This window comes from Massilia sp. (assembly GCF_031995545.1).
In the GTDB taxonomy this organism is placed as follows: Bacteria; Pseudomonadota; Gammaproteobacteria; order Burkholderiales; family Burkholderiaceae_D; genus Telluria.
In genome coordinates this window covers 24,070-46,780 of sequence record NZ_DAMAGA010000037.1, presented here as the reverse complement: position 1 = coordinate 46,780, position 22,711 = coordinate 24,070, and the positions used below count along the sequence as shown (strand labels likewise).

General features: G+C 65.6%; 20 protein-coding genes. 13 read left to right on the top strand and 7 right to left on the bottom strand.

Features of this window, described 5'->3' with window-relative positions:
- Nucleotides 1-169: 169 nt before the first annotated feature.
- Together RTQ83_RS20045 and RTQ83_RS20040 are read left to right on the top strand one after the other, a co-directional pair.
- The gene (locus RTQ83_RS20045; RefSeq protein ID WP_312518461.1) at nt 170-649 is read left to right on the top strand and encodes a chemotaxis protein CheW; all 480 of its coding nucleotides are present in this window, start codon (nt 170-172) and stop codon (nt 647-649) included.
- Between the two features lie 31 nt (nt 650-680).
- Nucleotides 681-2,408, top strand: a complete 1,728-nt coding sequence (locus RTQ83_RS20040) for a methyl-accepting chemotaxis protein (RefSeq protein WP_312518459.1) — start codon at nt 681-683, stop codon at nt 2,406-2,408.
- 156 nt (nt 2,409-2,564) lie between these two features.
- Here RTQ83_RS20040 and RTQ83_RS20035 read toward each other — a convergent pair whose 3' ends face one another.
- Entirely contained in the window at nt 2,565-3,599 is a 1,035-nt protein-coding gene (locus RTQ83_RS20035; RefSeq protein ID WP_312518456.1) for a porin, read from the bottom strand.
- Nucleotides 3,600-4,217: 618 nt separating this feature from the next.
- Here RTQ83_RS20035 and RTQ83_RS20030 point away from each other — a divergent pair.
- The 4 genes from RTQ83_RS20030 (at nt 4,218) to RTQ83_RS20015 (ending at nt 10,078) form a co-directional block, all read left to right on the top strand.
- On the top strand, nt 4,218-5,285 hold the full coding sequence (locus RTQ83_RS20030; protein ID WP_312518453.1) for an aldose epimerase family protein: 1,068 nt from the start codon (nt 4,218-4,220) through the stop codon (nt 5,283-5,285).
- A gap of 7 nt (nt 5,286-5,292) precedes the next feature.
- Nucleotides 5,293-6,168: an SMP-30/gluconolactonase/LRE family protein gene (locus RTQ83_RS20025; RefSeq protein ID WP_312518451.1), complete on the top strand. Its 876-nt coding sequence runs from the start codon at nt 5,293-5,295 to the stop codon at nt 6,166-6,168.
- A gap of 220 nt (nt 6,169-6,388) precedes the next feature.
- Entirely contained in the window at nt 6,389-9,313 is a 2,925-nt protein-coding gene (locus RTQ83_RS20020; protein ID WP_312518448.1) for an ATP-binding protein, read from the top strand.
- Between the two features lie 75 nt (nt 9,314-9,388).
- A complete protein-coding gene (locus tag RTQ83_RS20015) occupies nt 9,389-10,078 on the top strand; it encodes a fumarylacetoacetate hydrolase family protein (protein WP_312518445.1) in 690 nt (229 codons plus the stop codon).
- A gap of 25 nt (nt 10,079-10,103) precedes the next feature.
- Here RTQ83_RS20015 and RTQ83_RS20010 read toward each other — a convergent pair whose 3' ends face one another.
- Nucleotides 10,104-10,919, bottom strand: coding sequence for a hypothetical protein (locus tag RTQ83_RS20010; protein ID WP_312518442.1), 816 nt, complete (start codon nt 10,917-10,919; stop codon nt 10,104-10,106).
- A gap of 112 nt (nt 10,920-11,031) precedes the next feature.
- Between RTQ83_RS20010 and RTQ83_RS20005 the strand changes: the two genes are divergently transcribed.
- The gene (locus tag RTQ83_RS20005) at nt 11,032-11,889 is read left to right on the top strand and encodes a hypothetical protein (RefSeq protein WP_312518439.1); all 858 of its coding nucleotides are present in this window, start codon (nt 11,032-11,034) and stop codon (nt 11,887-11,889) included.
- A gap of 52 nt (nt 11,890-11,941) precedes the next feature.
- Here RTQ83_RS20005 and RTQ83_RS20000 read toward each other — a convergent pair whose 3' ends face one another.
- On the bottom strand, nt 11,942-13,159 hold the full coding sequence (locus RTQ83_RS20000) for a YeeE/YedE family protein (RefSeq protein WP_312518437.1): 1,218 nt from the start codon (nt 13,157-13,159) through the stop codon (nt 11,942-11,944).
- A 162-nt stretch (nt 13,160-13,321) separates the two neighbouring features.
- Here RTQ83_RS20000 and RTQ83_RS19995 point away from each other — a divergent pair, with 162 nt between their 5' ends.
- From RTQ83_RS19995 to RTQ83_RS19985, 3 genes are read left to right on the top strand one after another with little or no spacing between them, the layout of a single operon-like run.
- Nucleotides 13,322-13,954 carry a DUF433 domain-containing protein gene (locus RTQ83_RS19995; protein ID WP_312518435.1) on the top strand — a complete coding sequence of 211 codons (633 nt, stop codon included), beginning with the start codon at nt 13,322-13,324 and terminating at the stop codon, nt 13,952-13,954.
- Nucleotides 13,954-14,409, top strand: coding sequence for a PIN domain-containing protein (locus RTQ83_RS19990; RefSeq protein WP_312518432.1), 456 nt, complete (start codon nt 13,954-13,956; stop codon nt 14,407-14,409). The genes RTQ83_RS19995 and RTQ83_RS19990 overlap by 1 nt, the downstream gene beginning before the upstream one ends.
- On the top strand, nt 14,409-14,648 hold the full coding sequence (locus RTQ83_RS19985) for a hypothetical protein (protein WP_312518430.1): 240 nt from the start codon (nt 14,409-14,411) through the stop codon (nt 14,646-14,648). Before RTQ83_RS19990 ends, RTQ83_RS19985 begins: the two co-directional genes overlap by 1 nt.
- Nucleotides 14,649-14,657: 9 nt before the next feature.
- On the opposite strand, the gene RTQ83_RS19980 is transcribed toward RTQ83_RS19985, so the two are convergent.
- Entirely contained in the window at nt 14,658-15,695 is a 1,038-nt protein-coding gene (locus tag RTQ83_RS19980) for an SDR family NAD(P)-dependent oxidoreductase (protein ID WP_312518427.1), read from the bottom strand.
- Nucleotides 15,696-15,812: 117 nt separating this feature from the next.
- Between RTQ83_RS19980 and RTQ83_RS19975 the strand changes: the two genes are divergently transcribed.
- Nucleotides 15,813-17,108 carry a hypothetical protein gene (locus RTQ83_RS19975; protein ID WP_312518424.1) on the top strand — a complete coding sequence of 432 codons (1,296 nt, stop codon included), beginning with the start codon at nt 15,813-15,815 and terminating at the stop codon, nt 17,106-17,108.
- Between the two features lie 164 nt (nt 17,109-17,272).
- Nucleotides 17,273-17,617, top strand: coding sequence for a hypothetical protein (locus tag RTQ83_RS19970; RefSeq protein WP_312518419.1), 345 nt, complete (start codon nt 17,273-17,275; stop codon nt 17,615-17,617).
- Nucleotides 17,618-17,657: 40 nt separating this feature from the next.
- Here the strand turns inward: RTQ83_RS19970 and RTQ83_RS19965 are convergent, their stop codons facing one another.
- The 3 genes from RTQ83_RS19965 to RTQ83_RS19955 form a co-directional block, all read right to left on the bottom strand.
- Nucleotides 17,658-18,413, bottom strand: a complete 756-nt coding sequence (locus tag RTQ83_RS19965) for a hypothetical protein (RefSeq protein ID WP_312518416.1) — start codon at nt 18,411-18,413, stop codon at nt 17,658-17,660.
- 130 nt (nt 18,414-18,543) lie between these two features.
- Nucleotides 18,544-19,569, bottom strand: a complete 1,026-nt coding sequence (locus tag RTQ83_RS19960; RefSeq protein WP_312518413.1) for an asparaginase — start codon at nt 19,567-19,569, stop codon at nt 18,544-18,546.
- Between the two features lie 218 nt (nt 19,570-19,787).
- Nucleotides 19,788-20,654, bottom strand: coding sequence for a pirin family protein (locus RTQ83_RS19955; RefSeq protein ID WP_312518410.1), 867 nt, complete (start codon nt 20,652-20,654; stop codon nt 19,788-19,790).
- Between the two features lie 199 nt (nt 20,655-20,853).
- Between RTQ83_RS19955 and RTQ83_RS19950 the strand changes: the two genes are divergently transcribed.
- Nucleotides 20,854-22,344 (top strand): dipeptidase, encoded by a 1,491-nt coding sequence (locus tag RTQ83_RS19950; protein WP_312518407.1) that lies wholly within the window; start codon nt 20,854-20,856, stop codon nt 22,342-22,344.
- Nucleotides 22,345-22,711: the final 367 nt, after the last annotated feature.

Sequence of the window (22,711 nt, the reverse complement as noted above, 5' to 3'; positions counted from 1 at the left end):
TTACGCCTGGTGCTGCATTTGTGCGATAGAACTGTGCAATTCGTCCAAATCTTGCACCGAAAAAGATCTTTGCTGCTTCAATTTGCACACATTGTAACGTCCATACATCGCCGCCCCGGTATCATTCTTTCCGTGAGGCAAGAACACTAACTACCTGGGTGAGAACATTATGGAAATCGCAAACACGACCGACGATAGCGAAGTGCTGTCGTTCAAACTTGGCAAGGAAGAGTACGGCATCAGCATCCTGAAGGTGCAGGAAATCCGCGGCTACGAACAACCGACCCGCCTGGCCAACGCGCCCGAGCACCTGAAGGGCGTGATCAACCTGCGCGGCATCATCGTGCCGATCGTCGACATGCGCATCAAGTTCGGCCTGGCCGAACCGAAGTACGACAGCTTCACCGTCGTCATCATCCTTAACATCGCTCACCACGTGATCGGCATGGTAGTGGACAGCGTGTCCGACGTCGTGACCCTGACGCCCGAGCAGATCCGTCCGGCGCCGTCGATGGGCGAGGCGGCCGACACCGGGCACCTGCGCGGCCTGGGCACGATCGGCGAGCGCATGCTGATCCTGCTCGACATCGACCGCCTGATGCAGTCCGACGAACTGGGCCTGGTGGCGGCGCTGCCCCACGCCGCCTGACGCAGCAAGCAAACGAGAGAGAGAAAACACAATGAATATCGCAAACCTGAAAATCGGCAAGCGCCTGGCGCTCGGCTTCGGCCTGCTCGGCCTGATGTTCGTGCTGCTGATCGCACTGGCCAACAGCATGCTGTCGCGCGTTAACGACAGCAGCGACAAGATCGTCAGCGAACGCATGCCGATCATCGAGATCACCACCCATCTCGACAACGACATCAGCACCATCGCGATCGCGCTGCGTAACATGATGCTCAACGAAGACCCCGTTGACCGCCAGAAGCAGGTCGAATCGATCGACAAGGCGCGCGCCGGCATCACGGACAACCTGAAGTCGCTGCGCCAGGCCCTGACCGGCCACCCGAAGTCGCTCGAGAAGCTCGATGCGATGGACAGCACCGCCGCCGCCTACCTGAGCAGCGGCGCCGAACTGCTGGCGCTGATCAATGCCGGCCAGGCCGAGCAGTCGCGCACCTACCTGACCAATGAACTGCGTCCGCGTCTGGCCGGCCTGCGTGCCGCCACCGCCGCCCAGTCGGCCTTGCAGAAGGAACTGAGCAATGCCGATTCGGACGGCGCCACCGAAACCTACCGCAGCGCGGTCTGGCTGATGTGCGGCATCGGCGCCGCCGCGCTGCTGCTGGCCGGCGCCGTCGCCTGGTGGATCACGCGTTCGATCACCCGTCCGGTGGCGCGCGCCCTGGAAGTGGCGAATACCGTCGCCGCCGGCGACCTGACCAGCCGCATCGAGGTCACCAGCCGCGACGAGCTGGGCGAGCTGCTGCAAGCCCTGAAGAGCATGAACGACAACCTGGCGGCGACGGTCGGCACGGTGCGCGTCGGCACCGACACCATCGCCGTGGCGGCGGCCGAAGTGGCGTCCGGCAACCAGGACCTGTCCTCGCGTACCGAGCAGCAGGCCAGCGCGCTGGAAGAGACCGCGTCGTCGATGGAAGAGCTGACTTCGACCGTCAAGCAGAACGCCGACAATGCGCGCCAGGCGAATATGCTGGCCGAGACCGCATCGACCGTGGCCGCGCGTGGCGGCGACGTCATCAAGCAGGTGGTGGGCACGATGAACGAGATCGATGCCTCGGCATCGCGCATCAACGACATCATCGGCGTGATCGACGGCATCGCGTTCCAGACCAATATCCTGGCACTGAACGCGGCGGTGGAAGCGGCGCGTGCCGGCGAGCAGGGCCGCGGTTTCGCGGTGGTGGCGAGCGAGGTGCGCAACCTGGCGCAGCGCTCGGCCGCGGCGGCGAAAGAGATCAAGGGCCTGATCGGCGATTCGACCGGCAAGGTCGAGGCCGGCAGCAAGCTGGTGGCCGAAGCCGGTGCCACGATGGAAGAGATCGTCGACAGCGTGCGCCGCGTCACCGACATCATGGCCGAGATCAGCGCCGCCAGCCGCGAACAGACGGCCGGCATCGAGCAGATCAACCAGGCGGTGACGCAGATGGACCAAGGCACGCAGCAGAACGCGGCGCTGGTCGAGCAGGCGGCAGCGGCGTCGGCGTCGATGCAGGAGCAGGCTGGCAAGCTGGCAACGGCGGTGTCGGTGTTCCGTATCGCGTCCACGCCGGCGCAGCAGGTGGCGCAGCCGGTACGCGTGCAGCAGAATCCGCAGCCGAAGCAGAGTGCATCTCAGGCGCTGGCAACGGTCAAGCCGGCCGCCCGTCCGGCACCGGCGAAGGCGCCGGCCAGGGAAGTGCAGGGCAAGCAAACCGTGGTCGCCGGCGAGTGGGAAGAATTCTGACCGCTCGGTCTGCAGGGCAGGGCGCGCTTGAGGGCAGGCGCGCCTAAATCCCGGGACACAAACAACCCGGGATACAAACAAAAACGGCAAGCCGCGAGGCTTGCCGTTTTTTTGTCCTCGAGCACGGATCGAAACCCGTGCCCTGAACCTCGTCGATTAGAACGAGTGACGGATACCGACGTTGTACACCTGCGGATCGGCGCCGAACGCGGTTGCCGGCAGCGCGATGGTGTTCGCTGGCGAGGTCAGCGAGAAGGTGCCCAGGTCGTTATTACGCAGCTTGGCGTACGAAGCGTACACGTTGGTGCGCTTCGACAGGGTGTAGCTGTAAGCAACGGTCACGCCGCGGCCTTTGGCGCCGGTTTCCAGTTCTTGCTGGTTGTAGTTCAGGAAGAACTTGTTGGCGCCCATTTCGTACGACACGCCGGCGTTGGCTTGTTCGTACTTGTTGTTGCCGCCTTCCGGGTTGGCAGCCAGGTAGCCGGCACGGACTTCGAACTGGCCGAACTTGTAGCCTGCGCCGACGCCGTATTCCTTGTCGTCGCCCGATGCCAGGCGTTCCACTTGGTGGTAACCAGCACCCAGGTAGAAGCCTGCGTTCGCGTATTCCAGCGACACGCCAGCCAGGTCGCCGGTTGGGCCGTCCTGGATGTTGCTTTCGCCGGTCGAGTACGCTGCGCCGACGGTGAAGCCGTTCAGAGCGTTGCTCTTGTAGTTGACCGAGTTCGACAGGCGACGGGTCAGGCGTGGCTGAGCGCCGGTCGGGGTGTTGAACACCACCAGGCTCGAACCGTAGAAGCCGTGGCCCAGGATGTCCGAAGCGGCAGCAACGGCAGCGATCGGGCTGTATTCACGGCCGACGGTCAGGGTACCGAAGTCGCCTTGCAGGCCGACCACGGCGCGGCGCTGCCACAGGTTCGAGTCGGTGCCGCCGGTGTCGGCAGCGATGGCTGCTTCGATGTTGAACAGAGCTTTCAGGCCATTGCCCAGGTCTTCGGTACCGCGGAAGCCGATACGGCTTGCCGACTGGGTGCCCGACTGGACGACGGTGCGGCTTTCGGTGCCCGGAGCGTCGTTGTTTTCGACGCCGATCGAGGCATCCAGGGTACCGTAGACGGTGACGCTGGATTGCGCGTGAGCGAACAGTGGCAGGGCCGAAACCAGGGCGACGGCGAGCAGTTTTTGTTTCATGGATGTCTCTCCAATGATTGATTTGTTGAAAGTGCCTATTCATGATGACATGCCAGAGAGACATTTGTCATCGAAGCTAACCATGTGGACAACACGTAAAACGGTGGTTTCGAGGCGCTTCCAAGCCGTATGAAATCCGCTTTTTCCCTACCAAAACCGACAGTTACGTCGCTTTTGCCTGGCGAAACAGGGCATCTTCGGGCTCTGAAAAATTTTGCCGTACATCAACACAATCCGTTGCGGTAATGCCACATTTTAGGTGTTGACATGTGTTGCGATGCGCAAAAAGGGTGCACGTATGTATTCCTGAACCACCTGTGATCATGCTCGCCCGGCAGCTCAAACATGAACAAAAGCAATATCTTATGTCAGGAAATATCAGGTAAGGGTTGAAGCGCTCGGCGACCAAGCTCCGGTTTTGCACCGCAATAGTGCAGACGGTAGGTAACGATAAATTCTTGACAATATAAAATTTGTCCATAAAGGAAGGTTGTCTGGACGGCCGATGCTCGGCGCGGCGCTTTTCGCGGCCATGCTAGGATCGTGCTTCCCGGCCGCTGGCGCGTTCTGCATGCGCCGAATGACACAGGGCCGCAACCCATCGAGGACCACGACGACGTGCAAACCGGAATCACCCAAGCCCCCTTTGGACAACTGCCTGACGGCACCCAGATCACCTGCTTCACGCTCACCAATGCGCGCGGCATGGTGGCGAAGATCATCGACTTCGGCGGCATCGTCACCGAACTGCACGCGCCGGACCGCGATGGCCGCCTGGCCGACGTGGTGCTCGGTTTCGACGATCTGGCACCGTACCGCGGCGACAGCCCGTACTTCGGCGCGCTGATCGGGCGCTACGGCAACCGCATCCACGAGGGCCGCTTCACGCTCGACGGCGAACAGTTCCAGCTGCCGGTGAACAATGGCAGCAACCACTTGCACGGCGGACCGGACGGCTTCGACCGCGTCAAATGGGAGGCCGAGGTGCTGCAGGAAGGCGGGGGCGCCAGTCTGCGCCTGCGCTACCTCAGCCGCGACGGCGAGATGGGCTATCCGGGCAATCTGCAGGCAACCGTCGTGTATTCGCTCAACGACGACAACGAGCTGGTGGTGTGCTTCCACGCCGTGACCGACCGCGCCACCCCGGTCAACCTGACCCAGCACAGTTATTTCAACCTGGCCGGCGGCGGCGACATCCTGGGCCACCTGCTGCAGATCGACGCCGACGCCTTCGTCGCCATCGACGCCGGATCGATCCCGACCGGCGAGCTGGCGGAAGTGGCCGGCACCGCCTTCGATTTCCGCACCCCACGTGCAATCGGCGCGCGCATCGGGGACGACGACGAGCAATTGCGCAACGGCGGCGGCTACGACCACAACTTCGCGCTTAACAAACCGCACGGCAAAACCATGACGCGCGCGGCGCGCGTGGTCGAGCCGCAATCGGGCCGGGTGCTGGAACTGTGGACCGAGGAACCGGGCGTGCAGTTCTACAGCGGCAACTTCCTGGATGGCACGCTGCAGGGCAAGGGCCGCAGCTACGCCCACCGCAGCGGCTTCTGCCTGGAGCCGCAGCATTTCCCGGATTCGCCGAACCGGCCGCAATTCCCGAACGTGATCCTGCGCCCGGGCGAGGAATACCGCACCGAGTCGCGTTTCCGCTTTACGGTCGAGCCCGCGGCCTGAGCAGGGTGTGCAAGCCTTTCTCGACACCCGCTACGAACTGGGCGAATGCGTGCTGTGGTGCGAGCGCAGCCGCCGCCTGCTGTGGACCGACATCTCGGCCGCGCTCTTGTGGTCGTACGAGCCGGCCAGCGGCCGCACGCGCAGCTGGGCCATGCCTGAGCGCCTGTGCTCGTTCGCCCTGACCGGCAGCGACGACCGGCTGCTGCTGGGGCTGGCGTCCGGCCTGGCGCTGTTCCGCTTCTCGACCGGCAAGGTGACGCGCATCTGCGACGTCGAGCCGGGCCTGCCGACGCGCATCAACGACGGCCGCTGCGACCGCCAGGGCCGCTTCGTGTTCGGCATGCTCAGCGAGGGCGACGACCCGGATGCGCCGGCCGGTGGCTTCTACCGCCTGCACCTGGACCTGGCGCTGGAACGCCTGCCGCTGCCGCCGGCGCGCATCGCCAACAGCATCTGCTTCAGCCCCAACGGACGGCGCATGTACTTCGCCGATTCGACTGAAGGATCGATCCGCTGGTGCGACTACAACCCGTGCAGCGCCGAGGTCGGCGCCGTGCATACGCTGGTCGCGGCCGGTGTCGTGCCCGGCGACCCCGACGGCGCCACGGTCGACGCCGAGGGCTGTGTGTGGTCGGCGCGTTGGGGAGCAGGGCAGGTGGCGCGCTTCGCCCCGGACGGGCGCCTGCTGCAGACGCTGGCGCTGGATGCCGGGCAGCCGACTTGCCCGGCTTTCGGCGGCCCGGACCTGGCGACGCTGTACGTGGCCAGCGCGCACGCCGGCCTGGATGCAGCGCAGCGCACCGCCGCGCCACTGTCCGGGGCGCTGCTGCGCCAGAAGCTGGACGTGCGCGGCCTGCCGGAAGCACGCTTCCTGCACGCCTGAAGCCAGCCGCATCCGCGCGGCATGGCGGCAACAATGACGGCAAAACAACACTTCGCATGCCAGCGGCAGACTCGAGCGTATCGGGCGCGGCGCAATCCGATTGCTGGTTATAATCGCCCGTAATAAGAAAAGTTGGCGGCGGTGCAATACGAACGCGCGGGGAAACGTTCCAGTGTAATAAGCCCGGCCAGCCTTGAGAGAACCAAACCGGGTATTCCTGATGAGCAACCTGAGCAGCTTCCTGCCGATGGCTGCCGGCGGTCCGACATTGCCGGGCCACCCGCACGGTGACGACCTGTCCTTGGCCGCGCCCCTCCATCCTGCAACCGAATCGACCGCCTGCGCCGCGGCCGCTGTCGCCACGCCGGTAGTCACACCGATATTCGTGCCGGGCGAACCCGGCACCTGGCCCGAGGGCCTGCGTGCGATCGCCGACCTGATCCAGGCTTCGCGCTTCCCGATGTTCCTGGCGGTCGGCCACGACCTGCGCCTGCACTACAACGACGCCTATTCCGACCTGCTGGGCGACAAGCACCCGGCCGCGCGCGGTGCGCCCTATGCCAGCGTGCGTCCCGAGCTGTGGGAGCGCATGCGCCCCTATTTCGAACACGTGCTGGCCGGCGAAGCGACCCAGCTGCAGCATGCGCTGATGGAATTCGAACGCAACGGCAAGCGCGAGCGCCGTTATTTTTGCGTCTCGCTGTCGCCGGTGCGCCACGCGGGGCAGGTGGCCGGCGTCTACTGCGTGCTGACCGAAACCACGTCCGACGTGCTCTCCGAACACCGCCACGCCTTCCACCAGAAACTGGGCGAAACCCTCGACGGCCTGGACGATGCGGTGCACATCATGAAGGCCACCAGCGCCATGACCGGCCAGACCCTCGGTGTCGGCCGCGTCGGCTATGGCGAAATCGATGCGCTGGGTCGCACCGTCAGCATCGACCGCGACTGGACCGACGGCAGCATGGCCAGCCTGGCCGGCATGGCCCATCCGCTCGACAGCTTCGGCCCGGCCATCGTCGATAAAATGCGCCAGGGCCGCAGCGTGCGCCTGGACGACGTAACGGCCGACGCCCGCTCGGCGCCGTTCGCCGCCGGCTACGCCGCGATCGGCACGCGCGCGGCGGTGATCGTGCCGATCATCGAAGAGGGGCGGCTGGACGCCGTGTTCTACCTGCACGAGCCGGTAGCGCGCCACTGGACCGATCAGGAAGTGGCGATGGCCGAGGACGTGGCGCGCCACACGCGCGAAGTGGTGCGCCGCGCGCGCGTCGAAGAAAACCTGCGCGACGAGAGCCGCATCCTGGAAGCCGTGCACCGCACCGGCCAGGTGCTGGCCTCGACGCTCGACCTGGACACGCTGTCGCAGGCGATCACCGATGCCGGCACCGAGCTGAGCGGCGCGCGCTACGGCGGCTTCTTCTATAACGCCGGCGAGGGCGAACCGATGCGCCTGTACGCGCTGTCGGGCGCCTCTCGCGAGGCGTTCGAGCGCATCGGCCCGGCGCCGACCGCCGCCGTGTTCCGGCCGGTGCTGAACGGCGAAGCGCCACTACGAAGCGACGACATCCGCGTCGATCCGCGCTACGCCGTCCTGGTGGCGCACGGCATGCAGCCTGGTCATCTGAACCTGCGCAGCTTCCTGGCGGTGCCGGTGGTGTCGCACAGCGGCAAGGTGCTGGGCGGGCTGTTCTTCGGCCACCCGGACGCCGGCGTGTTCACCGAGCGCGCCGAGCGCATCGTGTCCGGCATCGCGGCCCAGGCCGCGGTGGCGATCGACAACGCCCATCTGTACGAAGTGGCGCAGAACTCGGCGCGCGAACGCGACGCGCTGCTGCAGAGCGAGCGCCTGGCGCGGGTGCAGGCCGAGCGCCTGAGCCACACCAAGGACGAATTCCTGGCCATGCTGGCGCACGAACTGCGCAATCCCCTGGCGCCGATCAGCAGCTCGGCCAGCCTGCTCGGCATGCAGTTCGCGGGCGAGCCGCGCATCGCCCAGACCACCACCATCATCAGCCGCCAGGTCAAGCACATGAGCCGCCTGATCGACGACCTGCTGGATGTCTCGCGCGTCACGCGCGGCCTGGTCAAGCTGCAGCTGGCCACGGTCGACTTCCGCGACGTGGTGAGCGGCGCGCTCGACCAGACCCGGCCGCTGGTGCTGGAAAAATCGCACCACGTGACGGTGCAGTTGCCGGACGCGCCGGTGTACGTGCGCGGCGACCAGACCCGGCTGGTGCAGAGCGTGGCCAACATCCTGAACAATGCCGCCAAGTACACGCAGAAGTCGGGTACGCTGGCCCTGAGCCTCGAGCAGCGCGACGGCCGCATGAGCCTGAGCGTGCGCGACAACGGCTCCGGCATGCCGCCGGAACTGGTGCCGAGCGTGTTCGACTTGTTCACCCAGGGTGCGCGCACGCTGGCGCGCTCGCAGGGCGGCCTCGGACTGGGCCTGACCCTGGTCAAGCGCCTGGTCGAACTGCACGAAGGCGAGGTGCGCGCCCACAGCGACGGCGTCGGCTTCGGCAGCACCTTCACCATGACGCTGCCGTGTGTGGCGGCCTCGACCGACGGCCTGGAAGCGCCACCGGCCGGGATCGACGCCGAACGCGCGGTCCTGCAGCGCAAGCTGAGCGTGCTGATCGTGGACGACAACAGCGACGCCGCCGACAGCCTGGCGACGCTGCTGGGGGTGCAGGGCAACGCCACCGCGGTCGAATACGACGCCGCCTCGGCGCTGCGCCGTGCGCGCGCCGAGCGGCCGGACGTGATGCTGATCGATATCGGCCTGCCCGACGTCGACGGCTACCAGCTGGCGCAGGAACTGCGGGTGCGGCCGGAAACGGCGCACACCACGCTGGTGGCAGTGACCGGCTACGGCCAGGCGCGCGACCGCGAGCGGGCGATCGAGTCGGGCTTCGCGCATCACCTGGTCAAGCCGGTCGACATGACGGCGCTGGTGAAAATCCTGGAGTCGAGTGCGGCGGCGGCGGCGCTGCGGGACGAGGCCTCCGCACCCGATGCCGCGCTGGTTCCGGTACCGATGGTGGCCGCCACCGTGGCGGTAGCGGCGGCAGCGACCGCGCTGGCGGTCCAGGTGGTGGCCGAAGCGAGCGCTGCGCCGGACCAGGCCGAGCCGGTCTGAGTTGCATCCCGACCTCCCGCCAACGACGGCGGCGCCGGTAGTATGATGGCGTTTTGCGTCAATGAAAGGATGAGCATGTCCGAATACGTCATCAGCGCTCCCGCCGCGCCCTCGGTCGCCGTGGCCGGGTCCGAGGCCCGCTTCCCCGTTCGCCGCGTGTTCTGCGTCGGCCGCAACTACGCGGCTCACGCACGCGAGATGGGAAGCGACCCCAACCGCGAGCCGCCGTTCTTCTTCACCAAGCCGGCCGACGCCGTCGTGCCCGCCAGCGGCGCGGTGCCGTATCCGCCTGCGACGGAGGATTTGCACCACGAGATCGAACTGGTGGTGGCGCTCGGCGCCGGCGGTGCGGACATCGATCCGGCCCGGGCGCTCGACCTGGTGTGGGGCTACGGCGTTGGCATCGACCTGACCCGGCGCGACCTGCAGGCGGTGGCCAAGGACAGCGGCCGGCCGTGGGACATGGCCAAGGGCTTCGACGCCTCGGCGCCGTGCAGCGCGCTGCATCCGGTCAGCGCAGTCGGGCACCCGAACGACGCGCGCATCTGGCTCGAGGTGAATGGCGAGCTCAAGCAAGAAGGCAACCTGAACGAGATGATCTGGCCGGTGGCGGACGTGATCGCGGCGCTGTCGCGGCTGGTGACGCTGGCGCCGGGTGACCTGATCTATTCGGGCACGCCGTCGGGCGTGGCGGCATTGAAGCCGGGCGACCGCGTGCGCGGCGGAGTGGATGGGGTCGAGGTATTCGAGCTGAGCATCGCTTGATGATCCGCGGACGGCACGCCTGCCTTCAATCCGGGCGCGCGCCGTCCCGGGCGATCAGCGCCGCCATCTGTTCCAGCAGCGCCGCGCGCGCCGCATCGATCTGCGCGCCGTTGGTCTTGGCCGACAGCGTCGCGCGCTCCTTGCGCCCCAGAAAGTAGGCCACCCGCTCCGCATTCGCGCCCGACGGATGCGGCAGTCCATGCAGGATCCGGTCGGCGCGGATCACTCCCTGCGCCGCCAGCCAGTCCAGCCCTTCGCTGACGCTGGCCCCCATCGGAATGTAGAGCGCATCCGGCAATGCCGCCGCCTCGTGCGCAAAATAGCGCAGCACTTCCTCGCGCAGAAACGCCTGGCGCGGCATGGCCGGCGTCCCGCTGTAGTTCTTGCCGTCCACAAACACCGAATGGCGCAGGATCGCGCCGATATGCACCAGTTCCGCATCCTCCCCGAACAATGAGGCGCAGCTGGCGATCCCGAGCCAGCGCTGGACCCTGATCGCATCGAGCAGGGCCACGAAGTTGGGCCGGATCGCGCCGCTGAAGGCACCGGTCTGGCGCGCCGCGCGCAACGTAGCATCGACTGACGCACCCGCCGCCAGCTGCCGTTGCGCCTCGGCCATCGCGATCTTCCACTGCACGAAGCCGGGCGAGATCCCGACCACCACCACCCGTGCCATCCGGTTCACCGATTCGAACGGCAGGTAATAGCTGCTGTAGCGCCCCGCTTGTGCCAGCAGGAAGGTGTCGGGAATCTCGTTTGGCGTTGCGATGCGCCCGAGATCGAGCGCGCGGATCGCCGGTACGAATCGCTCAAAAAGTACATCCATGGTGTCGAAGCTCAAGAGGACAAGTCCATCATTCTGCCAGTCTTTGCGCCGCGTCAACGCGCGTAAAATTTGATACGCTATCGCCAACGGCCACATCCGTTGCCGGTAGGTGCAGGGGGAGGGAGCCATGACAGAGGTCGCACTGATTGCCGTCCACGGCATGGGAGAAACGCCGCCCGACTACGCGGATGACCTGATGGCGGGGCTGCGCACCCGCCTGGGCGCGCTGGCGCCGCAGGTCGTGATGCGCTCGGTGTATTACCAGGGCATCCTGCACGACAACCAGCGCCTGGTATGGGAACGCACCGCCGCCAGCGGCCAGGTGCGCTACGAGGCGCTGCGCAAGTTCGTCCTGTACGGCCTGGGCGACGCCGCCGGGCTGGAAAACCGCAAGGAAATCCCCGGTTCGGTCTACGAACAGGCACAAGGAGAGATCGCCACCACGCTGCTGTCGGCGCATGCGGCGCGGCCCGGGATGCCGGTGGTGTTCATCGCCCAGTCGCTGGGCTGCCAGGTGTTGTCGAGCTATATCTACGATGCCCAGAAGGCAGCCGCCGGCAGGCCGGTCAGTGCCGGCATCTGGCGCAATATCGACGCCTGGGCATCGACCGCATTGGGACGCGCGCTGACCGCCAGCGAACGGGTGTTCCTCGGCGGCGGCACCTGCGCCGCGCTGGTGACCACCGGCTGCAACATCCCGATCTTCGTCGCCGCGCACAAGGAGATGCACATTATCCCGATCGCGCCGCCGACTTCGCTGTTCCAATGGATTAATTACTACGACCCGGACGACATCCTCGGCTGGCCGCTGCAGCCGCTGTCGCGCGGCTACCGGGAACTGGTGGAGGACCGCCCGATCAATGCCTCTGGCGGGGCGGCGGACCTGCTGCTGCGCAGCTGGAACCCGCTGTCGCACAATAATTACTGGGATGACGACGCCGTGCTCGATGCGGTGACGGCCATGCTGCGCCGGCTGGCGGCTTGAGGGAGGAGCCGCCCGGCCGCCATACGGATGCGCGGCAGCCGGACGTAAAAGATCAGCAGGCGGTCGGCTTGACGCGCTCGACTTCCAGGCCGAACAGCGGACGCAGGCGGGTGCCGACGATGTTGCCGACGAACGCCACCGCCAGCCACAGCCAGCCGTGCAGGCTGCCCGACAGGATGCCGCTGAAGTAGGCGCCGATATTGCAGCCGTAAGCCAGGCGCGCGCCGTAGCCCAGCAGCAGGCCGCCGACGACCGCCGCGACAATCGAGCGCAGCGGCAGGCGCCACACCGGGGCGTAGCGGCCGGCCAGCGCGGCCGCCGCCATCGCGCCGAGCACGATGCCGATGTCCATTACCGAGGTCACGTCCTGCGAGACCGGCGCGGCCAGGGCGGCGGCGTTGGCCTTGGTCGACCAGTAGGCCCAGCTGGCGGTGTCGATGCCGATGGTGGATGCCGCTTTCGCGCCCCACAGGGCGAAGGCCGAGGTCACGCCCCACGGACGGCCGGACAGCGCCAGCGTGGCGAAGTTGAGCACCACCAGCGCCAGCGCGCCGGCCAGCAGCGGCCACGGACCATGCAGCCACGGCGAGCGGTGCGCCGGCTGGGTGTGCGACGCGACCAGGCGGCCGTGGCGGCGCTTTTCGACCACCACGGTGATCCAGGCGATCAGCGCGAACACGGCCAGATTCAGGATCAATGCCGGTGCCAGGCCAAGCGCGTTATAGGCGGCGATTGGTTTGAGCTGCGGCATCGAGGTCCAGAACGGCATGTGGGCGGTACCGATCAGCGAGCCGACGATGAAGAACAGCAGCGTGACGATCATGCGCGTGCTGCCGCCGCCGACCGTGTACAGGGTGCCCGAGGCGCAGCCGCCGCCCAGCTGCATGCCGATGCCGAACAGGAAGGCGCCGACGATCACCGAGGTGCCGGCCGGCTGCACCAGCCCGGTGACGGGCGAACCGAACAGGGTGCCGGAGGCCAGCACCGGGAAGAACAGGACCACGCCGACGGCCAGCATCAGCATCTGCGCGCGCAGGCCGGCGCCGCGGCCGTCGGCAATGAACACGCGCCAGGCCGAGGTGAAGCCGAAGGCGGCGTGGTACAGGGTCAGGCCGAGCAGGGAGCCGACCACGAACAAGGCGGCCTGGCGCGCGCCGACCGCCTGCGCCAGGTACAGGGCGCCGAGCACGATGAGCAGCACCGCCACACCCAGCGGCTTGGGATTGATGTCGGCGCGTGGAGCTTGGGATAGAGTTGCTGTATTGGACATTGCGAAATAAAGCGGAAGAAATGTAGCTCGCTATTTTCTCGCGTTTTACAGATTTCTGCAGGCTGGCGGCTAGTTCCGTATCCGGCATTGACCTTGTTACAAGCGATGTACTTGACCATGCCCTAATTCGACCCTAATATCAGGTTGACTTATGGGGGCATTATGACGGACTTCACCTTTGAGCAGCAGGCGTTCACATTCACCGAGGCTGCTTATGCACTTGGCGAGAGTGTCAAGGCGGTCACTCGGCTTGCCGAAGAACATCCTGATCTGGTGAGCAAAGTCGTCATCAGTAGCCGTGGACGCAGGGTCCTCAAGACGAAAGATCTTATCTATATGCAAGCTGCCCGGGAGTTGCGTGATGTGCTGACGCCGGTCGGCAGGCGACGATTGCATGAAGCATTGCTGCTGCCCGGTGCGCACGGCGAAGTCAGCTTCGAGGGCTTGAAGCTGCCTCTCGCGCCTATTGAGGAAAAGGTAAGACAGCGCATCGACGTGCTGGACCGCCTGAAGGAGTCCGTCGAAGGCGATCTTGAAGATCCGCTCATCAAGGGCACCAGCATTGCCGTCTACCGCATCGCGGCCTTGCTTGCCGGCGGTGCAACGGCAGGCGATGTGATCGCAGACTATCCTTCGCTTACACCGCAACAGATCGAACTTGCGCGCGACTACGCGCTGGCCTTGCCCAAGAAAGGCCGCCCCTATGTCGCCACCTCGTTCAAGCGCGCCACCCGGGAGCTGGACCTGCAGTTGATCGATGAACTGCTGGCGCAAGAAGAAAAGGATGAAGAGTAATGAAATACGTCCTCGATTCGAACGTGTTCAAGTTTGTCAGCAGCAGGCGAGTTCGTAAGCCGAATATCGAAGCATGGCTTGCAACAGTCGATGATAGCGATCTCTATATCACTGCGATGACGGTACAGGAGTCGGCTTATGGGATCGCTTTACTCAAGGCACGGAAGAACCCCGAACACCGCCAAGCCGCCACGCTGCTGGAATCGAATCTGCGGACCTATTTGTCCGATCACGGCGACCGTATCCTGCCGCTCGATACCGCTGCCGCATTCGAGTGGGGACAGCGGCTAGCAAGCCAAGGTACGAAAAACGCCAACGATCTGGCCATTCTCTCAATCGTGGCGACGCAGGCCGACGCAGCGGTCGTAACCATGAACGTACGGGACTTCGCGCATCGGGGGATCACGGTAATCGATCCGTCCTCAAGTCCCGCCACCGTCATCCAGACCCATTGATGAGATTTAACATCTACAAGCGCTTCCAGCTCGACATCCTGCGCGAGGATGGTACCTGGGTTGTCTACCGCGTTGATGCCGGCAAGCGCGTCAGGATGGAGGAGCTGGTCGTTCCTCCGGAGCTGGCGGCGGACGAACTGGCCGTTTATCTCGACGGCCTGTTCCATGAGCTGGCCGGCTTTGGACAACAGGTCGAGCGCGTGCCGGACGATAACTGCAGCGCCGACCGGCCGTCGTAGCAGCAGCGCTTAACGCTGAGGTGCCGCCTCGCGCGCCGCATCCTCCTGGCGCATGCGCTCGCGCACCCCGCCATCGATGCCGGTGGTGCCCGGCATCGGCTGGTGAACCGCGCCGCTGGTGGCCGGCGCCGGCGGCGAACTTTCGTACTGCGCCTTGTGCGCGATATCGGCCGCCAGGCGCTCGGCCACGTCGGGCGCGATGCGGTGCGACCAGTAGGCGCCGCGCGCCTTCCAGCCGGTCGGCACTTCCTCACGCGGGAACACGGTGGCGCGCACGATGATGTCGACCACCTTCATCGGATCGTCCATCATCGGCATGCGCGGCTTGTGGCCGCTGTAATTGGCGGCCTGGTTGAAGAACTCGGTATCGGTGGCCCACGGCAGGATGGTGGTCACGTGTACCTTGTCCAGTTTCGCCAGCCGCAGTTCTTCGTTCAGCGCCCGCCCCAGTCCCAGGATCGCCGCCTTGGTCGAGGCGTACGAGGCGTGGTAGGCCAGGGGGATCACGCTTTCGACCGAGCCGAGGTTGACCAGGTTGCCGCTGCCTTGCTGGCGGAACTGGCGCAGCGCCACGTGGCTGCCATAGATCACGCCCTTCAGGTTGACGTCGACGATGCGCGCGTGGTCTTCCAGCGGCACGTCTTCAAAACGCCCGATGGCGCCGACGCCGGCATTGTTGATCCAGACATCGATCCGCCCGAAGCGCGCCAAAGCGGCCTGCGCCAGTCGCTGGACCTGGGTCGGATCGGCGACGTCGGTCGGCACGACCAGTGCCTGGCCGCCGGCGGCGGTGATGCGGCCGGCCACCTGTTCCAGCGCATCGGCGCGGCGCGCGGCCAGCACCACGTTGGCGCGCATGCCGCCCAGGCGTTCGGCCACGCCGCGTCCCAGGCCGCTGGAAGCGCCGGTGACGACGTAGGTCTTGCCGGCCACCAGCGCTTGCTGGTCGGTCGACAGCGTGGTGGCGCAGCCGCCCAGCAGCAGGGCGGTGCACAGCAACAGCAGGTGTGGCAGCAGGCGCCATGAAGAATTGCGGTTCGCGTCCATTGAAGCTCCAGTTCGTGTTGAAGCAATGCTAGAGCAAAGCGACAAGATAGATTGTTCGATACTTTCGGGAATGGTCGGGTTAAGCTGGCGCCACGTCTGAACAACCGGAGTCCATGCATGTCTGTCCGCACCAGCATCCTGTCGCTGTCGATCGTTGCCCTGTGCGCCCTGCAGGGCGCGGCGCAGGCCCAGAGCTTTTCTTATGACATGCGCGCTTACATGGCCCCGCTGCAGGACGCCGAGCGCGCCCTTGCGCAGGTGCCGGTGTCGGCTTGCGCCCGGCCGCGCACGGCGCAGGCGCGTGCAGCGATCGACGAGGCCGGCGGACGGCTGCAGAAGCTCGGCGCCGAGCGCGCTTTCGCAGGCGACACCGAAGGCGCCATCGCCGCTTTCGATCTGCTGCAGGATACGCCGGTCCGGCTCAGCGCCGGGGACGAGGCGCAGTTGGCGCGGCTGGCCGATGCGCAGGCCGAGGATGCGATCCAGGCTATCGTCGCGGCGGCGCGCGACAAGCGCGTGGTGCTGCTCAACGAAGCGCATCACGTGCCGATGCACCGCGCTTTCGCCCAGCGCCTGGCAGCCGAGCTGCGCAAGATCGGCTTCACCCATCTGGCGGCGGAAACCTTCAACGACGGCGCGCCGGGCGACGCGCGGCCTCTTATGCCGAACGGCCAGACCGTCGCCGGCACCGGTACCTATACCAAGGACGCAGTATTCGCAGGCTTTGTCAACGCGGCGCTGGCCGACGGCTGGAAGCTGGTTGCTTATGAACCGGACTTCGACGCCATCGCCGACCCGGAACCGCTGCAACAGGTGCGCAAGCGCGAGCAGGGCCAGGCGCGCAATCTGGTCGAACGCATCTTTAGCAAGGACAAGGAGGCCAGGGTGTTCATCCACGCCGGCTACGCCCACGTGTACAAGTCGCAGCCGGGCGATGGCATCGTCTGGATGGCGGAATACCTCGAACGGGCGACGAAGCTGGAACTGCTGAGCATTGACCAGACTTCGTTCTACGCCCACCCGGACCGCGCCGCCGAAGCGCCGCTGTATGCCGAGCTTAGCGACAGGTTCCGCCATCAGCGTGCGCCGTTCATCCTGCGCGCTGCGGATGGCAGCCGGCCGGTACTGAACGGGCTGGCATGCCGGGTCGACCTGCAGGTGATCTATCCGCGCTATGCGATGCAGAACGGCCGCGTCGAATGGCTGCGCACCCTGGCCGGACGCAGTGCGCGCCCGATTCCTGCCGCACTGCTGCCGAAGGAGGGACGCCGCATCGTCAAGGCGTTTCGCGCCGATGCCGTGCCGGATGCGGTGCCGCTCGATGTGATCCTGGTCGAGGCGGGCAGGCCGGCGCCGAGCCTGATGCTGCCGGACGGCGAGTTCCGTTATGCGGTCGAAGATGAAGCGAAGTGAGCGATCCCCGAAATAACGGTGTCAGATCCGAAAAGTAGACACGAACTGGACCGTCAGGTGGCTGCAAGAGCGATTGCACAGTTCAGTCCGTGTCCACTTTTCGGATCTGACGCCGGGGTAGGCGGTGTGCGGCCAAGGCTGGCGCCAGATGGTATGCTGGCGCCATGACTACCGATTCCGATATTGAGCTGTCCGGCCCGTTCCAGGCCAAGGACGGCAATGGCCGTACCCTTGACGTGAAGAAAATCCGCATCTTCGACGAGGGCTACGGGATCATCGACGTGTACGTGGACTTCAAGGACCGGCTCGAGCCGGGCGCCTACAAGGACACGGCACTGACGCGCTCGATCATCGAGCGCCTGCGCGCGGTCGGGTACAAGGGGCCGGACTTCGGCCACAGCGACCCGGGCCTGCAGGAAAGCCGCATGATCGTGCTCGAAGCGCCCGAGGAGTTCGCGCCCTTCGCCAAGAGCCGTGGCTGGAAGAACCTGGCCGAAGACTTCGAATAAGCCATGGCCAGCGGCCGGACGTCTTTGCGGCGGCGCCGTTTCACCATGTACGTTCGCTCAGCAGCCGTACCTGTGCATCGCGGCCGCGCGCCAGCCGCTCGATCTTCGCCGCCCTGATCTCGCTATGGCCGTCCGCCGGCACCGCCCTGAGCACAGCGACAGCTTCATCGAAGCGGCCTAGCAGGCGCAGCAATTCGCCTTGCCGGACCATTGACCAGGGCTGCATGCCGTGCGTTTGCAGCAAGTCGAGCATGACTTCCATATTGGTGCGTTCGACGGACCGCGGCCAGCTCGGCACGTCGAGTAGGGGAGAACCATCTGCCCGGGTGCGGTAGCGGTCGTTCAGGCCCCACCAGACGCGTGTACGCAGCCAAAGCAGCTGTTCCGGGCTAACTTGTCTGGAACGCGATAGCACGTGCACCACATCGTCGAAACCGACGCTGCCAATGGTGGTCGCCCGCTTCCAGCTGTCCGGGGTGCGCAGCCATTCCTGTTCTTCGGATAGGCGCTGTTGAGGGTCGCCACGCCAGCGCATCCAGGCTCTCGATAGCCTGCCTATTGGATAGGGTTTTTCGGGCAATATACCGACAGCTTCGATCTCGTCCAGCCAGAACAGCGCTGCGCACGCCATGCATCTGGCCAAAGGCTCGCGATGCCAGTACATGGTAGGCGTTCCATCCGACCAATCTACTGCACCGTAGTAATTGACGCTGCGTAAACGCGGACGCAAGAAAAATGCATCGCAGCCGGGGCAGGCGTGCACGGAGGGGCGGGCATAGCTGGTCATCGCCAGCATCGTAGCGCTGCGATGGCAGTATGGCAATTATGGAAGACGGTGTTGAAGCACGATGCCGCACTACCGCCCATACCGTGCTTGAACAGGCGCGATCAGGTCGGGAATAGCGCGGTTGCCGCGGCTTGCGCCGTTACGCCGCGCGGTTCAGGGTGAACATCGTCCGGATATCGCCCGCCACCGTCCCGCGCGCATTCTTGATCGAGGGCTGGCGATAACGCTCCAGCTGCGCCCGGCGCGCATCGTCCAGCAAGCCGAGCTGGTCGAGCACGGCATAGACGGCAGGATGCAGCGCGCGGCTATTGCCATCTGCGATCTTGATCGCGATGCCGATCCCGGCCGAGCGCACCCCGATCGCCTGCACCGCGTCGGCGCCGATCTTGGCCACCCAGTCGCCGCCGCCGGCCGTCATCCAGTGCAGGTCGGTACGGTTTTCGCCCGACACCATGTCGGGCCGCGCCGTCATCGCCTCTTCCAGAATGCCCATCGCCGCACCCAGTTGCGGGTCTGCCGCGCCCTGCGCCAGGCGCGCGTACAGATGTGCCAGCTTTTGCAGCGGCATGGCGTAATTCGGCGCCGAGCAGCCGTCGATGCCGGTGGGCATGCTCTCGGCCGGCAGCCCGACCGTGTCAGCCAGCGTGGCGCGGATCGCCTGCTGCAGCGGGTGGCCGCGCTCGACGTAGCCGCCGGTCGGCTTGCCGTGCAGGCGGCACCAGGCCAGGAAGCCGCTGTGCTTGCCGGAGCAGTTGTGGTGCATCGGTGTCCACGCGCGGTCCTGCGGCGCCGGCTGGCCGACGAATTCGTAGTGCAGCGGCACCGCGCAGCCGCATTCCAGGTGGGCCGGGTCGAGGCCGATCTTGTTCAGGATCGAGCTCACGCCTTGCAGGTGGATGTCTTCGCCCGAGTGGCTGGCGCACAGCAGCGCTACTTCGTCGCGCGTCAGGCCAAAGCGGGCCGGACCGTCGGCAAGGATGAAGGGCAGGGCCTGGAACGGCTTGAGGGCGGAGCGGGTGAAGGTGGGATAGTTCGGGTCGCCGGCCGACCACAGCAGCCGGCCTTGCGTGTCGACCACCGCGACCGAGCCGGCGTGCACGTTCTCGATGACATTGCCGCTGTCCGGATAGCCGCGCGTGGTGGCGACGAGGGGAATCGCTTGCATGGGATGGGGTTGGTTGATTGTCGATGTCCCCTAATGTAAGTCATCCGTGCAGGGGACGGACGCACCGTTGGCGCGCCTCATCCTTGCACCATCCAGCCCGCATTTTCGGCAGTTCGTCGCCCCAGGACGCGCTTCGTGCCGCCGGCGCTTGAGCCATGCGCGTGCGGCGCTAGACTGGCTTCAATCGCCAGCCCTGGGCGCGCAGCACAGCATCCGGCTCAGCCCAGGCTCGAACCGAAGCGTCCGGCCTGGTAGTCGGTGACCGCCTGCACGATTTCCTCGCGCGTGGTCATCACGAAGGGGCCGTGCGACACCACCGGTTCGCGGATCGGCTCGGCGTGACCGAACAGGAGCAGGGCGTCTTCCTCGGCGCGGATCTCGACCGTCTCGCCATCTTCGCTCAGCTCGACCAGGTGGTATGCGCTGATGAGATCGTCGTACTGACCCACGCCGATCCTTCCGCGCACCACATACAGCAGCACGTTGCGCAGGTGCAGGCCGGTCAGGCGCAGGACGCCGCCGGCCTGCATCGCGACCGTGCTCATGAACACGCCGGTAAGCGACTGCACCGGCCCGGCCGTGCCTTCCCATTCGCCCGAGATCAGGTTCAGCGTCACCTTGCCGCCGTTTAGCGACAGCGCGGGAATCTGGTCCTGCTGCAGGCCGACGTAAGCCGGCTCGCTCATCTTGAGGCGCGACGGCAGGTTGACCCACAACTGCAGGATCTCGAGCTTGCCGCCGTGCTCGAGGAATTCGCGCGGCGAGACTTCGGCGTGCACGATGCCGCGCCCCGCCGTCATCCACTGGATACCGCCAGGACCGATGATGCTTTCGTGGCCGGCGCTGTCGCGGTGCGCCAGCAGGCCGTCGAGGATGAAGGTAACGGTCTCGAAGCCGCGGTGCGGATGCGGGCCGAAGGGCAGGCCGCGGTTGTTCGGCGGATAGGTCTGCGGGCCATGGTGGTTCAGGAACAGGAAGGGATCGATCTGGTCCAGGTGCGGCGCCGGCACCGGGCGCTGCGTGAGCAGGTCGCCGATGTCGTCGCGCAGGGCGGGATGGACGCGGTGAAGCTTCTTGTCGTTCATGGAGTGCTCCTGCTGTTGTGCCAAAGGCATAAAGATAGCCGAAGCGGCAGGCTTGCGTCGGACCGTGCCGAATGCGCCGGAATGCGCAAATGCCTGTGCTAGACTCATTGCGCTTTTGCAACCTGGAGACTGGCACACGATGTTCGACCAACGCACGTTCAAGAAAACCTTGCTCGCCAGTCTCTTACTGGCTTCTTGCATGGCGTCATTTATTTCCCCGCTCGCCACTGCCGCGACATCGGCCACCGTGCCAGGGCCGGTCGCCGTCAAGACCGCCAAATACGCCGTCGAAACCTACCGCAACGATGTGGTCGACACCCTGGCCAAGCTGGTCAGCTTCAATACCGTGGCCGACAAGACCGTGCCGTCGGACCAGAACCCGGTCCACATCGCTTTCAAGCAAACGCTGAAGGAGGAAGCCGAGCGCCTGGGCCTGGATTACGCCGACCACGGCTGGACCGTGATCATCGGCCTCGGCCAGGGCGAAGAGCGGGTCGGCATCGTCACCCACGGCGACGTGCAGCCGGTCGACGCCAGCAAGTGGAAGAAGTCGCCGTTCGTGCTGGACCGTACCAGCGAACCGGGCAAGCTGATCGCGCGCGGCGCCGAGGACGACAAGGGCCCGATCGCCACTGCGCTGTATGCGATGAAATCGATCCGCGACAACCAGGTGCCGCTGAACAAGCGGATCGAGCTGTACGTGTACATGGGCGAAGAATCGGACTGGGGACCGCTGACCGAGTTCCTGAAAACTCACGTGCCGCCGCAGATGAGCATCACGCTCGACGCCGAATACCCGGTGGTGACGGCGGAGAAGGGCGGCGGCACGGTCGCCGTCACGATGCAGAATGCGCATGCCGAGACGCCGGCCGCGGGCCAGCCGCACATCGCCGGCTTCAAGGGTGGTTTCTTCGGCACGCAAATCCCGGAAGACGCGCAGGCGGTGGTCGCCAACGCCACGCCGGAGATCGAAAAACTGATCAAGGCCCGTGGCGCCAAGCACGAAGGGATGACGTATTCCTTCGCCTGGCAGGACAGCAACCTGACCGTCACCGCCAAGGGCGTCTCGGCGCACTCGTCGAAACCGCAGGAAGGCATCAACGCGGTCAGCATGCTGGCCGATGCGCTGGCGGTGCAGCCATGGCCGAACACCACCGCCGGCGCGGTGGTCAACTACCTGAACGACATGGTCGGCACCGGCATCCACGGCGAGAAGTTCGGCAACATCGCCTACCGCGACAGCTTCATGGGCGCCATGACCTTCGTGCCGACGGTGATCCGCCAGCTCGACGACGGCATCGAAGTAGCGATCAATGTGCGCCGCCCGCAAGGCAAGACCACCGAGCAACTGACCAATGAGATCAACGCCGCACTGGCCCAATGGCAGGGGCGCCGGGTGCCGCTGTCGAACGTCAAGATCGGCGTGCGCGAACCGTGGATCCTGCAGAACCCGCCGCAACTGGGAACGCTGCTGTCGACCTTCTCGTACTTCACCGGCATGAAGGATCCGAAGCCGATCGCGATCGGCGGCGGCACCAATTCGCGCCTGTTCCCGAACGCGGTCAGCTTCGGGCCGGCGATGCCGGGCAAGAAGTACACCGGCCACTCGGAGCATGAGTTCATCACCACCAAGCAATTGCTGCTGAACTTGCAGATGTACACGGCGGTGCTGGTCGAGCTGGCCAAGTAAGTCGGCCGTTTCAGCCTGTGTCGTGCATGCGGCCGTCCACCTTGACGGCCGCTGTCGTATCCGCCGCGTCCATCGTCCCCATCGCTTCTTGTCGGCACAGCTCGCCTTGCCGATTAACCTGAACACAGCAGTGTGCTCATCGGGAAAGTAGGTTCTTCTCCCGCCAAATCGTGTAAAAACTTCTAATCCTCGCGTAGGAATTAAACTACACTGACACGTTCTGTTAGCGGTAACCAAGCGGCTTGCCCTTGCTAATCCAAGACTTACCGCGAAGGGCGTCCCATGCCTGTGACGGTACGGTATTGACGGCTGGAAAATGAACCAGCGCTAACGAAAATATGTGGCGAAAACAGCATGATAGGATCGG